Below are 12,646 nucleotides of genomic sequence, written 5' to 3'. Positions count from 1 at the left end.
GGGTCTGAGATGAGCCGACCGTTCTTCGAGCTGGAGCACTACATCGGCGGGGAGTTCGTCAGAGGAAAGAACCGGTTCGAGGTGTACTACCCCGCCACGAACGAGGTGATCGGCACGGCCCCGGAGGCCACCGCGGAGGAGGTGGACGCCGCGATCCGGGCCGCCCATCAGGCCTTCAAGCACTGGAGCCGCTTACCCGCCGTGGAACGTCGGAGGTACCTCCGGGCCTTCGCGAACGCCATCCGAGAGGCCGCGGAGGAGCTGAGCCGGATCGAAACCTGGGACGTGGGGCGCCCCGTCCGGGAGAACGACCCCGCGGTGTACATCGCCCGCGTGGCGAACAACATCGAGTTCTTCGCGGACTACGCGGTCACCCACGGAACAGAAGCCTTCCTCATGGACAACGGGTACGTGAACTACGTGCAGCGGATGCCGGTAGGCGTGGCCGCCCTCATCACGCCCTGGAACGTGCCGCTCCTGCTGGAGACCTGGAAGATCGGACCAGCCCTGGCCTTCGGGAATACCGTGGTCCTCAAGCCCGCGGAGTGGACGCCCATCGGAGCCTGGAAGCTCGCACAGCTCGCGCACCAAGCAGGGCTTCCGCCGGGTGTACTGAACGTGGTACACGGCTTCGGTCCCAACTCCGCGGGGGAGTTCCTCACAAAGCATCCCCTGGTGCGGCTCATCTCCTTTACAGGGGAGACCACCACGGGCCGCATCATCATGCAGAACGCCGCCCCTACGCTCAAGCGGCTCAGCTTCGAGCTGGGCGGCAAAGGCCCCAACATCGTCTTCGCGGACGTGGACCTGGACCGCGCGGTGGAGGTGAGTGTCCGGGCGGGCTTCTTCAACCAGGGGGAGTTCTGCCTGGCAGGTCCCCGGGTGCTGGTGGAGCGGCCCATCTTTGAGGCCTTTCTCGGCCGCTTCGTGGCTGCCTGCGAACGCCTGCGCCCCGGAGATCCCATGGATCCCCAGACCACCTTGGGCGCCCTGATCGCCCCGGAACACCTCCAGCGGGTCCTGGGGTATGTGGAGGAGGCCAGGACCCAGGGCGCTCAGATCCTCCTGGGCGGGGACCGGCCCTCGCTTCCCGCCCCCTTCGACCGGGGCAACTTCCTCAACCCCACGGTCATCGCGGGGGTGCGCCCCACAGACCGCATCTGCCAGGAGGAGGTCTTCGGCCCCGTGGTCACCGTCCTGCCCTTCGACACCGAGGAGGAAGCCATCGAAATTGCGAACGGGGTCAACTACGGGCTCAGCGCGGTGGTGCAGACCAGGGACGTGGGGAGGGCCATCCGGGTCTCCAACGCCCTTGAGGTGGGGACCGTGTGGGTGAACGATTTCTTCGTCCGGGACCTGCGGGTGCCCTTCGGGGGGATGAAGGACAGCGGCATCGGCCGCGAGGGAGCTCAGTACAGCCTGGAGTTCTACACGGAAGCGAAAACCGTATGCCTCAGCAGTCGGTAGAGGTCCTCGCGCATCGACTAGAGGAAGCCCTGCTCCACCGCCGCCCTATTCCCCCCCTGAGCGAGGAGGCGGGGCTGGTGCAGATCCCGGAGGCGTACGCGGTGCAGCAGCACTGGATGCGCCTGCGCACCGCCCGCGGGGAGCGCATCGTGGGTCGGAAGATCGGGCTCACGAGCGCCGCCATGCAGGCGCAGCTGGGCGTGAACGAGCCGGATTACGGTTGCCTGTGGGGCTCCCGGTACTTCCCGCCCCAGGCCGGCCGGGTGGAGGTTCCCTACGACCTCTTCCTCCAGCCCCGGGTGGAGGGGGAGGTGGCGTTCCTACTGGGCCGGCCCCTCCGGGGTCCGCACGTCACCCTGCAGGATGTGCTGGCAGCCGCGGAGGCGGTTACCGCAGGAATCGAGATCATCGACTCCCGCATCTCGGACTGGCGGATCAAGATCACGGATACCATCGCGGACAACGCCTCCTTCGGGGGATTCGTCACCGGACCGTGGTCGAGCCGGATGCGGGAGGCAGACCTGCGTCTGGTGGGCATGATCCTCTGGCACAACGGCCGGGCGGCCACGGAAGGCCTGGGCGCCGCAGCCCTAGGGCATCCGGCCCGCTGCGTAGCCTGGCTCGCCAACAAGCTGGCGGAGTTCGGAGAGGAGATCCGGGCTGGCGACATCGTGTTCAGCGGCTCCCTAGGAAGGGCCGTACCGGTTCAACGGGGGGATGTGGTCACGCTGGAGATGGCGGGATTCCCCCCCCTCTCCGTACGGTTTGTATAGACCGATCAACTTGCAGGCTTCCTCCTGATCGTCCACCATAGTTAGGTGGGCAGGCTGGGGGAGTCGGTGTAGATGGCACCTGCGGAACTCAGGGCAGAGCCTCCCGCCGTGGGAGTGGAGGAGGTGCGGAAGGTCTTCTCCACCCGGAAGGGGAGGCTTGTGGCCTTGGAGCAGGTGAGCTTCGAGGTACCCCGGGGGCAGTTCACGGTGATCGTGGGGCCCAGCGGGTGCGGCAAGACCACGCTCCTGCGGATCCTCGGGGGACTCGAGCGGGAGTTCGAGGGGCGGGTGGTGCTACACGCCAACGGCAGCGGGATCCCCTTTGCCATGGTGTTCCAGGAGCAGTCCGTGTTCCCGTGGATGACGGTACGGGACAACGTGGCGTACGGACTTGCGCTTCGGGGAGTCCCCCGGGCGCAGCGGTACACCATCGCGGAGCAGTGGATCGAGCGGGTGCACCTGGAAGGCTTCGCGGATGCCTACCCCCACCAGCTCTCGGGGGGTATGAAGCAGCGGGTGAGCATCGCTCGGGCCTTTGCGGTGGATCCCGAGATCCTGCTCATGGACGAGCCCTTCAGCGCCCTGGATGAGCAGACCCGCACCCTCCTCCAGCAGGAGGTGGCGCGGCTGTGCGAGGAGTACCGGAAAACGGTGGTGTTCATCACCCACAGCATCGACGAGGCCATCACCCTGGGGGACGAGGTGGTGGTGATGACGCGCCGGCCGGGCCGCATCAAGGCCCGGGTGCCCGTACCCTTCCCCCGACCCCGGGACGTGGTGGAGATCCGCAGCAGCCCAGAATACGGCCGCATCTACCGGCACATCTGGTCCCTGATCGCGGAGGAGGTGGGGGGCTAGTGGAGGAGCGAACCCTCCAGGCGCAGGCCCTGGAGCGCAGACCGGCGGTCCAAGCGAGCGGGTGGAGGACCCAGGCGGCGTCTTTGGCCCGCAGCGTCTTCCCGCTGGTGTGGCTGGGGGCCTGGGAAGCGGCAGCGCGACTGGGCTGGATGGACGCCCGGTTCTTCCCCCCTCCCAGCCTCATCTTCGAGACCCTGGTTCGGGGGCTCGGGGGTGGGGATCTGGTGCCACACCTAGGGGCAACCCTGGCCCGGCTGGGGGTGGGGTTCGTGATCGGGGCGGTTCCCGCGGCCCTCCTGGGGATTTTGATGGGGCTTTCCCCGTGGGTACGGGCGGCCCTGGACCCGGTGGTGGCCGCCCTCTACCCCATTCCGAAAAGCGCCCTGCTGCCGCTGCTGCTCCTGATCTTCGGACTTGGAGAGGGCTCTAAACTCACCATGTCCGCCATCGGGGTGTTCTTCGTGATGGTGGTGAACGCCATGGAAGGGGTTCTGGTAACGGGGCGGGTGTACTTCGATGTGGCCCGAAGTTTCAGCGCCACCCGATGGCAGCTGATCCGCACGGTGGCCCTCCCGGGAGCGCTGCCCCTCATCATGGCGGGGGCGCGGCTGGGGATCGGGCTGAGCCTGATCCTGGTGGTGCTGGCGGAGATGCTGGGAGCCCGAAACGGGCTGGGGTATGTGCTATGGAGCAGCTGGCAGACCTTCAGCGTGCCGACCCTGTACGCGGTGCTCATGATCACGGCGCTGCTGGGCTACCTCTCCGTGCTGGCCGTGGACGCCCTACGTAGGATCCTGGTGCCTTGGCAGTAAACCCGCAGGACGGGGGTGAGGGAGGTGCGGACAGTCCGGTGGGCCATCTTCGGCTTCGTCTGGGCATTGGCCCTCCTGAGCACGGGGGCCATGGCCCTGGGACAGCGGCGGCTCGAGCGGGTGGTGGTGGGGACCGTGGGCCACCCCTCCGATGCGGGGATGTACATTGCCATGGAGAAGGGATACTTCGCGGAGGAAGGCATCGAGCTCTCCATGAACAACACCTTCCGCACGGGCGGGCAGACCATTCCGCTCCTGGCCACGGGGCAGCTCCATGTGGGCGGTGGGGCCATCGACCCTGCCTTCATCAACGCCATCCATCAGGGGATCCCGCTCAAGGTGGTGGCGGGCAAGGGCATCATCCGGCGGGGCAACGGCTTCAACGTCCTCCTAGTCCGTCGGGAACTCTACGAGCGGGGCGTCCGATCCATCGCGGGACTGCGAGGGCGGAAGCTGGCGGTGACGAACCTGGAGGGTGCTGTGACCTTCGAGGTCCAGGAGATGCTCCGGACCGCGGGGCTCACCCTCCGGGATGTGGAGTTGGTGGTCCTGCCGAACCCCGATATGCCCGTGGCCTTGCAGAACGGTGCCGTGGACGCTGCCTTCGTGATCGAGCCCGTGGCCACCGTGGCCACCTACCGCCTCAAGTCCGCGGTGATCCTTATGACCGCGGACCGGGTGGTCAACGACTTCCCCATCGGGGTGATCTTCTACGGGCCCGCCATGCTGGCAAACCCGGACCTCGGAGTCCGTTGGATGACCGCCTACATCCGGGGGCTGCGCTACTACGACCTCGCCATGCGGGATCCCTCCGTGCGGGAGGAGGTGATCCGAATCTTCCTTAAGTATCTTCCCTTCAAGGACGTGGAGGTGTACCGGAACATGATCTGGCCAGGCCTGCGGCCAGATGGCACCTTCCACGTGGGCTACATCCGGCCCCTTCAGGAGTTCATGCTGGAGCGGCGGGCCATCCGGGCCATTGTCCCCACGGAGCAGCTTGTGGACTTCAGCTACCTCCAGAAGGCCCTGGACCGGATTCGGGAGCGGGGAAGCCGCTAAATCCAACCCACGGAGGATGAAGGTGCCCTGGAAGATCGACGTCTTCTGCCACATCCTACCGCAGCGGTACTACGACTACTTGGTGCGCCACGTGGCCGGGGAGGCGTACATGCAGAAGCGGGTGCGCGGGATCCCCGCCCTGTATGACCTCGATGCACGCTTCCGCATCCTGGATGCCTACCCCGATTACGTCCAGGTCCTCTCCCTGGCTGCCCCGCCCCTCGAAGCCGTGGCCGGCCCTGACCGGTCCCCGGAACTCGCCCGGGTGGCCAACGACGCCATGGCGGAGCTGGTGGATCGTTACCCGTATCGGTTCGTGGGATTCATAGCCTCCCTGCCCCTGAACCACCCAGAGGCTGCGGTCCAGGAGGCGGAGCGGGCCATCGGGGAGCTCGGCGCCACAGGAGTCCAGATCTACACCAACGTAAACGGAAAGCCCTTGGATCAACCCGAATACCTGCCCCTGTTTGCATACATGAGCCGGTGCGACCTTCCCATCTGGGTCCACCCAACCCGGCCTCCGGATCAACCCGACTACCCCACGGAGTCCCGCTCCAAGTACGACATCTGGTGGACCTTCGGGTGGCCTTACGAGACGAGCGTCTTCATGGCCCGGATGGTGTTCTCAGGACTCTTTGACCGATTCCCGAACCTGAAGCTCCTCACCCACCATATGGGAGGCATGGTGCCCTACTTCGAAGGTAGGGTCGGCTGGGGGCTGGATCAGCTGGGAACCCGCACGGACTTCCCGGAGGACCTGCAGGCCAAGGAGGCCCTGAGGAAACGCCCCTTGGACTACTTCCGTGCCTTCTATGCGGACACCGCCCTCTTCGGGGCGCTTGCGGCTACGGAGTGCGGGATCGCCTTCTTCGGAGCGGAGCGGGTCCTGTTTGCCACGGATTTCCCCTTCGATCCCGAGGGCGGTTCCCTGTTCATCCGGGAGACCATCCGGGTGGTGGAAAACGTCTCGTTTCCGCCTGAGGCCAAGCAGGCTATCTTCGAAGGGAACGCGCGCCGGCTACTGCGTCTTCGGCTCTGAAGCGGCCTGCTCCGGTACCTGGAGGAAGTCCGCCACCAGCTCCGCTACGTCCAGTACGCGCACCGCGCGCCCCTCTGCCGCGGACTTCACCGCATCTTCCAGCATCTGCAGGCAAAACGGGCAGCTCACCGCCACCGTATCGGCCCCCGTCTGGATCGCTTCCCGCGCGCGCTGGATGGCCACCCGTTCCTCTCCCCGCTCTTCCACCCAGGCCCTCCCCCCTCCGGCCCCGCAGCAGAAGGTGTTCCTAGCCCTCCGCGGCATCTCCACTAGCTTGCATCCCCCACGCTCCTTCAGCACCTCCCGGGGGGGATCCACCACCCCGTTGTACCGGGCCAGGTAGCAGGGGTCGTGATAGGTCACCGAGACCTCGGCTCCCCCCGCCTCCCGCAGGGCAGGTCTTAAGCTTCCCCGCCGGAGCAGGGAGGAGAGGAACTCCGTGTGGTGCTGCGCCTCCAGATCCCCACCCAGCTCCCGGTACTCGTTCTTCAGCACGTTATAGCAATGCGGACAGGAGGTCACCACCCGCCGCACCCCGTATCGGGCAAAGGTGTCGAGGTTTGCGGTAGCCAGTGTACGGAACACGAACTCGTCCCCCATGCGCCGGGCGGGGTCCCCGGTACACCGCTCCTCGGGACCCAAAACCCCCACGCGCAACCCGGCCTGATGCAGGATGCGGACGAGGGCACGGGCCACCCGCTGATAGCGCTCGTCCAGCACCGCACACCCCGCCCAGTAGACCACGTCCACCCTCTCCGCGCGCCCTACCTCTTTCATCTCCAGGACGGGCAAAGCCCGGTACCAGTCCCGCCGGCTCCACCGGGTCCCTGCCCAGGGATGCTCCCGCGCCTCCAGGCTGCGCAGGGCTTCCCGCATCCCACCGGGAAGCCGAGCCTCCTCCATCACCAGATAGCGCCGTAGGTCGAGGATCTTCGGGACGTGCTCGATGAATACTGGGCACGCTTCCATGCACGCCATGCACGTGGTGCACGCCCACAGCGTCTCCTCCCGGATCACATTTCCCGCGATCGGAACCGGTGAATTTCCCTGACCCGAGCGCATGGTCTTCCGGAGATCCAGGATCAGGTGCATGGGGGAGAGGGGTTTGCCCGTGGCGGAGGCGGGACAGACCGCGGTGCACCGTCCGCATTCCGTGCATGCGTCGAGATCCAGAAGATCCTTCCACGTGAAGTCTACAAGACTCCGGACCCCCAACACCGCCCCCTCTTCCAACGGGAGCGGGCGGGGAGAGCCACCCTGCTCCAGGGGCTGGAGGTACACGTTCAGGGGCGCCAGCAGGAGGTGGAAGAGCTTCGAATAGGGGATATAGGCCACGAAGGCGGTGGCGAGCACGAAATGGACCCACCACAGGACCGCATGGAGCCACCGCATGTCCCCGGGTGTCATCCCTGCTCCCCGGAAGGCCTGGGCGATCACAAACCCCACGGGGCTCCACCGCCCCCAGGGGTCCTCCGTGGCTGCGATGCGCAAGGCCTCCACCACGAATCCCGTAAGCAGGATGGCCTCGAAGAGGAGGAGAATGGCAATATCCGACCAAACTCCCCTCCGCAGCCGAGGAGGACCTCCGATGTACCGGGAGAGGAGCGCGGCACCGACGCCCAGGGCGGCCACGAGGCCCATGAGGTCCAGGGTGGCGGACTGGAAGTACAGGTAAAAAAGACCACGCATGATGCGGATCCGCAGGTCGTGGTGGACAAACACCACCACGGTCCCCAGGAAGAGCACCAGGAACCCCCAGAAGAAAGCGAAGTGGTAGAGGCCCGGCAGCCGGTCCGCAAAGAGCCTCGCATGTCCGATCACATGGGTGAGGACCAGTTTCAGGCGAGGCCGGACGGGATGGAGCCGGCTGAGGGACTTGCCGCGTCGCCACCACCGATACTCCCGGTAGACCCCGTATCCGAACACCCCTGCCGCCACCACGGTGAGGAGGTACATCACCACCACCCCCGCAGCCGGGATGTTCCAGAAGACCTCCCGGGTGGCTTCGCCCACCGTCCCTGGCCACATGGGATCTTCCCTTCAGGGCCCCTGTGGATCGACCTTCTTCCGCTCCCTCAGCCGCTCCACAAGCCGGGGGACGATCGCCCTCCAGTCCTCCACCACGCCAACCTCCGCCGCCTTGAAGATGGGGGCCTCCGGATCCGTGTTGATGGCCACGATGTGCCGCGCGCCGCTCACCCCCGCGAGGTGCTGGCTCGCCCCGCTGATCCCCACCGCGAGATAGAGCTCCGGAGCGATCTTCTTCCCCGTCTGGCCGATCTGGAGATGCCCGGGAGCCCAACCGGCGTCCACCGCAGCGCGGCTGGCCCCCACCGCTCCGCCCAGCAGGCGTGCGAGTTCCTCCAGCATCCGGAAGCCCTCCCTCCCGCCGATGCCCTGTCCTCCTCCCACCACCACCCGAGCCTCCTCCAGCCGAGGCCCAGCGGTCTCCTGCCTGCGGCTTTCCAACAGTCGAACCCTGGTCTCCACCGGGACCTCCTCGCTCAGAGGGAGGGCCTGGATGCGTTGCGGGTCTGGATCTCCGGACCGAAGGGGTGGTGCGGAGAACGCCCGGGGCCGCACGGTCACCACCGTCACGGGGCGGTGGGATCTCACCGCGGCCAGCGCCTTTCCACCGTACATGGGTCGGATCCAGAGGAGAGAACCCTCCGAATCCCTGCGCACCCCCACCACGTCCGTTATCGAAGCCGCCCGTAGCCGCCAGGCCACCCGGGGCCCCAGCTCCGCGCCCAGCGGATCGCCCCGGAGCAGCAGGACGGTAGGCTGCAGGGTGCGCGCCGCCCCTGTCAGGGCGGCCACGTATCGATCGCTGAGCGGATCTTCCAGGAGGGGATCCGTCACCAGCCAGATCTCCTCGGCCCCTGCCCGCCAGATCTCCTGCGCCAGCTCCCGCGCACCCTTCTCCGGCCCAAGGATGGCCGCCAGCAGGGAACCGTCCGCAGCCTGCGCGGCCGCGTGCGCGGCTCCCACGACTTCCTCCCACCCGGAAGCCGGGGGATGGGTGAGAACCACCGCGAGTACACGCATCCCGACCTCCTTACACCACCCGCAGCCGATCTAACTCCGCCAGCAGGGCTTCCACCTTCTCCTCCACCGTCTCCGCCTCGATCACCCGGCACCGCCCCTTCAGCTGCGGCAGGGACAGATCCGTGAGGACAGTCCACGGGGAAGGCACCTCCGGTTGCAGATCCCCTACCTCCACCGCGGGAACGGACTTCCGCTGGGCCGCCAGGATGTCCCGCACCTTGGGCATGCGGGGAACGTTGCACTCCGCATTCGTAACCGTCAGGAGGACGGGAGGCGTCACCTCCACCACCTCCGTGCCCTCCTCCGTCTCCCGCTCCAGGTGCAAGGTCCCCCCAGGCCCCGGACGCGCCCAGAGCACGTTGGTGACCAGGGGGAAGCCCAACATCTCCGCGAGAATAGGCCCCACCTGCCCCGCATCCGTGTCCGCGGCTTGGCGTCCACAGATCACCACATCCACGGGCCAGAGAGGGCCACGGATGGCGGCCGCCAGCGCAGATGCCGTCTGGACCCCATCCGGTTCTTCCAGGGCAGAGGCGTCGATCCGCAGGGCCTCCTGGGCCCCCATGGCCAGGGCCTTCCTCAGGACGTCGTCCGCGCTCCGGCCCCCCAGGCTCAGGGCCACCACGGAAGCCTCCCCGATTGCCTCCCGCAGCTGGAGGGCTGCTTCCAGCGCGATCTCATCGAAGGTGCTCATCACCAAGCGGGCGTTCTCCACCGCGGGCCGCTTCGCCACCGGGTCAACGGTGAACTCCTCTGCCGGGAGCTCCGGGTCGAGCACCTGCTTCACACACACCACCACGCGCATTCCGCCGACCTCCTGATCCGCGCTCACGCGTTCTCCTGCGTATCCGGTCCTGTCCTGATCACACCTTCCGCCTGGAGGGTTCGGATCTCCTCCAGGGAAAAGCCCAGCTCCTGGAGCACGGGAACCGTATCCTCCCCCAGGTCCGGAACCCGGGTGTACTGCGCCCTGTTCCGTTCCAGCCGCAGGGGGCTTGCGATGGTCTTCACCCTTCCCACCGGCGAGTCCAGCTCCTGGATGAGTCCTCGGGCCTGCACCTGGGGATGGTCCAGCACCTCCCGGATGCTCCGCATGAGTCCCCACGGCAACCCTGCCGCCTGCAGCCGACGCGCCCACTCCTCCTGGCTACGCCCTCTCAGGATCTGTTCCAGGATCGGTTCCAGTATCTCCCGATTCTGGCGGCGCTTCTCCACGGTGTGGAAATCGGGGTGCTCCACGAGGTCCGGCCGCTCGATGACCTGCTCGCAGAACCGTCTCCAGTCCCGGTCGCTCGCCACCGCGAAGCAGATCCACTTTCCCTCTGCCGTCTGGAAAGGACCGTAGGGCACGATGTAATGGTGCCGCATGCCCACCCGCCCAGGCTCCTGTCCGCCGTACCAGACGTGGTAGGGAAAGTACCCCAGCCATGCCAGCATGGCTTCGAACATAGATACTTCCACGAACTGCCCCTCTCCGGTTCGCTCCCGCTCCAGCAGGGCCAGCACAATCCCCAGGGCTCCGTACAGGCCCGCGGCGAGATCCGCCACCGGCACTCCTACCTTGGCCGGAGCATCCGGATACCCTGTGACCGCCATCATACCCGCCTCCGCCTGCACCAGCAGGTCGTAGGCCTTCATCTCCCGGTACGGCCCTTCCCGTCCGTACCCGGAGATTGAACAGTATACCAAACGGGGGTTCCACGCCCGGACCTGTTCATAGCCCAGCCCCAGGGCTTCCACCACACCCGGCGCGTAGTTCTCCATGAATACGTCCGCGTGCTCCACCAGCCGTCGAGCGACCTCTTGAGCGCCCTCTCGCTTCAGGTCCAGCACCACGCTCCGCTTGTTCCGGTTCACCCATACGTAGCCTGAGCTTAACCCCCGCACCACGCTGTCCCAGGATCGGATAAGATCCCCCCCGGGTCTCTCGATCTTGATGACCTCTGCCCCCATGTCACCGAGGAGGCTCGTGCAGAACGGCCCAGCCACCGCCACCTCCAGGGCAACCACCCGTTTCCCGGCCAGGACGCCTGGCATCACTCCTCCCGCGGGGTGGGGAACAGATCCCGGCGTGGTGCGTACTCCCGCTTCCAGACCATGACGCTCCGTGTGTACTCGATCACCACCTCGCCTCGCTGGTTGATCCCCCTGGTCCGGAACTTTACGATCCCGAACTGGGGTCGGGACCGGGACTCCCGTTTTTCAACCACCTCCGACTCCGAGTACAGGGTATCCCCTACGAAGACGGGCTTCGGGAGCTTGATCTCGTCCCAACCCAGGGCGAACCCGTTCTCGCTTGTATCCTGAACCCCCAGCCCCGCTACGACGGCTAGGGTGAGGGCGCTGTTCACCAGGGGCCTGCCGAATTCCGTCCGCTTCGCGTATTCCACGTTGAAGTGGATCTGATTTGTATTGTTGGTCAGCAGCGTGAACCAGATGTTGTCCGCCTCCGTGATGGTTCGGCCCAGCCGGCTCCTGTACACATCCCCCACCTCAAAGTCCTCGAAGAAGCGGCCTTCCCAGCCCGGCTTCACCGGCATCTCCCTCACCTCCTTTCGGTCAGTCCTCCAGCCAGATCAGCCTCGCCGGGTTTTCCACCAACATCTTCCGAATGTCCTCCGTGCTGATCCCAAAGGCCAGCAGGGCCCGCAGGAAGACCCGCATCCCGTCCATGGTGTCCATGTGCATCACCTGTCCGAAATCGCTTCCAATGATGCACCGTTCCGGCCCGATCTGCTTGATGGCCTCGATGGTCTCCATGGGGTCTGCCACGGGTTGGTACAGGCTGGGGATCATGGGCTGGCAGTAGGTCCCCACATAGACTCCGAGATCCGCCAGCTCCCGCATCTCGTCCAACAGGAGCTTGTTGAGCTCCAGGAGGGGATGGTCCAGGACGGCCCGAACCCCCAGCTCCTTGGCCTTCTTCGCCAGGGGCAGGAGCTCCTGAAAATCCGTGTGTCCGAAGCCGATCCCCACTCGATGCTCCACGGCCAGCTTCATGATCTCCACCACTTCAGGCAGGACCTCTCCGTTGTCGTCCACGAGCCGCACCTTGCCGAGCTCCGGCCGGCCCGCGGACCGCCAGTATCCGTATGAAGTGAAGGTGGGGAACCAGATCATCTTGCAGTTGGGGTACTGGAGGGCGATCCGCACATACTCCGGATTCATCCCGTGACAGGTGCCCATCCCGCCGTAGACCTCTACCCGGTGCTCCAGCTCTCCCCGGTCCACCATGTCGTCAATGTACCGCTGCACCACGTACGCCGCATTGCAGCTGATGTTGTAGTGGTCCTTGAACACCACGGCCCGCATGCGGGCCTTCGCCGCATCGATAGCCACCTGGATCATGTCCTGGGATCGGTAGACGAAATCCGGATACGCATGGATGTGCGTGTCGATGGCCCCCACCAGGAGCTCATTCTCGATTCCGGGGTAGATCCTCCGGATCTCCGGACGATCCTTCAGCATCTGGTAGAAGTAGTCCTTCGCGTTCAGCTCCCGGACCCGCTTCAGGGTCAGGGTACGTCCCACCATGATCTGCTCCGCCGCCTGCTGGTCGTAGATGTCACACATCCTCCTCACCTCCTCTC

At 66.2% G+C, this 12,646-nt stretch carries 12 protein-coding genes; 6 read left to right on the top strand and 6 right to left on the bottom strand.

From position 1 onward, the window contains the following. The first annotated feature begins 9 nt into the window (after positions 1–9). The 6 genes from N0A24_02875 (at position 10) to N0A24_02850 (ending at position 6,008) form a co-directional block, all read left to right on the top strand. Positions 10–1,467, top strand: coding sequence for an aldehyde dehydrogenase (locus tag N0A24_02875; protein MCS7172346.1), 1,458 nt, complete (start codon positions 10–12; stop codon positions 1,465–1,467). Further along, positions 1,449–2,240, top strand: a complete 792-nt coding sequence (locus N0A24_02870) for a 2-keto-4-pentenoate hydratase (protein ID MCS7172345.1) — start codon at positions 1,449–1,451, stop codon at positions 2,238–2,240. The genes N0A24_02875 and N0A24_02870 overlap by 19 nt, the downstream gene beginning before the upstream one ends. A gap of 72 nt (positions 2,241–2,312) precedes the next feature. Beyond that, positions 2,313–3,098 (top strand): ABC transporter ATP-binding protein, encoded by a 786-nt coding sequence (locus N0A24_02865; protein ID MCS7172344.1) that lies wholly within the window; start codon positions 2,313–2,315, stop codon positions 3,096–3,098. Continuing rightward, positions 3,098–3,910, top strand: coding sequence for an ABC transporter permease (locus N0A24_02860; protein ID MCS7172343.1), 813 nt, complete (start codon positions 3,098–3,100; stop codon positions 3,908–3,910). The genes N0A24_02865 and N0A24_02860 overlap by 1 nt, the downstream gene beginning before the upstream one ends. A gap of 15 nt (positions 3,911–3,925) precedes the next feature. After that, the gene (locus N0A24_02855; protein ID MCS7172342.1) at positions 3,926–4,969 is read left to right on the top strand and encodes an ABC transporter substrate-binding protein; all 1,044 of its coding nucleotides are present in this window, start codon (positions 3,926–3,928) and stop codon (positions 4,967–4,969) included. 16 nt (positions 4,970–4,985) lie between these two features. Beyond that, entirely contained in the window at positions 4,986–6,008 is a 1,023-nt protein-coding gene (locus N0A24_02850) for an amidohydrolase (GenBank protein MCS7172341.1), read from the top strand. Here N0A24_02850 and N0A24_02845 read toward each other — a convergent pair. Genes N0A24_02845 through N0A24_02820 form a run of 6 tightly spaced genes read right to left on the bottom strand, consistent with a single transcriptional unit; the run spans position 5,988 to position 12,629 of the window. Then, the gene (locus N0A24_02845) at positions 5,988–8,036 is read right to left on the bottom strand and encodes a heterodisulfide reductase-related iron-sulfur binding cluster (protein ID MCS7172340.1); all 2,049 of its coding nucleotides are present in this window, start codon (positions 8,034–8,036) and stop codon (positions 5,988–5,990) included. The two genes, N0A24_02850 and N0A24_02845, sit on opposite strands and share 21 nt — an antisense overlap. Positions 8,037–8,048: 12 nt before the next feature. Next, positions 8,049–9,056, bottom strand: coding sequence for an electron transfer flavoprotein subunit alpha/FixB family protein (locus tag N0A24_02840; protein ID MCS7172339.1), 1,008 nt, complete (start codon positions 9,054–9,056; stop codon positions 8,049–8,051). A gap of 10 nt (positions 9,057–9,066) precedes the next feature. Beyond that, positions 9,067–9,861 carry an electron transfer flavoprotein subunit beta/FixA family protein gene (locus tag N0A24_02835; protein MCS7172338.1) on the bottom strand — a complete coding sequence of 265 codons (795 nt, stop codon included), beginning with the start codon at positions 9,859–9,861 and terminating at the stop codon, positions 9,067–9,069. A gap of 23 nt (positions 9,862–9,884) precedes the next feature. Beyond that, complete coding sequence (locus N0A24_02830) at positions 9,885–11,093, bottom strand: CoA transferase (GenBank protein ID MCS7172337.1); 1,209 nt, start codon at positions 11,091–11,093, stop codon at positions 9,885–9,887. After that, complete coding sequence (locus N0A24_02825) at positions 11,093–11,596, bottom strand: MaoC family dehydratase (protein ID MCS7172336.1); 504 nt, start codon at positions 11,594–11,596, stop codon at positions 11,093–11,095. Before N0A24_02825 ends, N0A24_02830 begins: the two co-directional genes overlap by 1 nt. A gap of 19 nt (positions 11,597–11,615) precedes the next feature. After that, complete coding sequence (locus N0A24_02820; GenBank protein MCS7172335.1) at positions 11,616–12,629, bottom strand: amidohydrolase; 1,014 nt, start codon at positions 12,627–12,629, stop codon at positions 11,616–11,618. Positions 12,630–12,646: the final 17 nt, after the last annotated feature.

This window comes from Armatimonadota bacterium (genome assembly GCA_025059775.1).
Classification (GTDB): domain Bacteria; phylum Sysuimicrobiota; class Sysuimicrobiia; order Sysuimicrobiales; family Sysuimicrobiaceae; genus Sysuimicrobium.
Note: the sequence above shows the minus strand (reverse complement) of the source record. Positions and strands in the feature narration are given on the sequence as shown.

What these genes read in the sequence shown, in the direction of transcription:
- N0A24_02825 (MCS7172336.1), bottom strand. Translation starts at nt 11,596, where the DNA reads ATGCCGGTGAAGCCGGGCTGGGAAGGCCGCTTCTTCGAGGACTTTGAG.
- N0A24_02830 (MCS7172337.1), bottom strand. Translation starts at nt 11,093, where the DNA reads ATGCCAGGCGTCCTGGCCGGGAAACGGGTGGTTGCCCTGGAGGTGGCG.
- N0A24_02845 (MCS7172340.1), bottom strand. Translation starts at nt 8,036, where the DNA reads ATGTGGCCAGGGACGGTGGGCGAAGCCACCCGGGAGGTCTTCTGGAAC.
- N0A24_02870 (MCS7172345.1), top strand. Translation starts at nt 1,449, where the DNA reads ATGCCTCAGCAGTCGGTAGAGGTCCTCGCGCATCGACTAGAGGAAGCC.
- N0A24_02840 (MCS7172339.1), bottom strand. Translation starts at nt 9,056, where the DNA reads ATGCGTGTACTCGCGGTGGTTCTCACCCATCCCCCGGCTTCCGGGTGG.
- N0A24_02835 (MCS7172338.1), bottom strand. Translation starts at nt 9,861, where the DNA reads ATGCGCGTGGTGGTGTGTGTGAAGCAGGTGCTCGACCCGGAGCTCCCG.
- N0A24_02875 (MCS7172346.1), top strand. Translation starts at nt 10, where the DNA reads ATGAGCCGACCGTTCTTCGAGCTGGAGCACTACATCGGCGGGGAGTTC.
- N0A24_02820 (MCS7172335.1), bottom strand. Translation starts at nt 12,629, where the DNA reads ATGTGTGACATCTACGACCAGCAGGCGGCGGAGCAGATCATGGTGGGA.
- N0A24_02850 (MCS7172341.1), top strand. Translation starts at nt 4,986, where the DNA reads ATGAAGGTGCCCTGGAAGATCGACGTCTTCTGCCACATCCTACCGCAG.
- N0A24_02865 (MCS7172344.1), top strand. Translation starts at nt 2,313, where the DNA reads ATGGCACCTGCGGAACTCAGGGCAGAGCCTCCCGCCGTGGGAGTGGAG.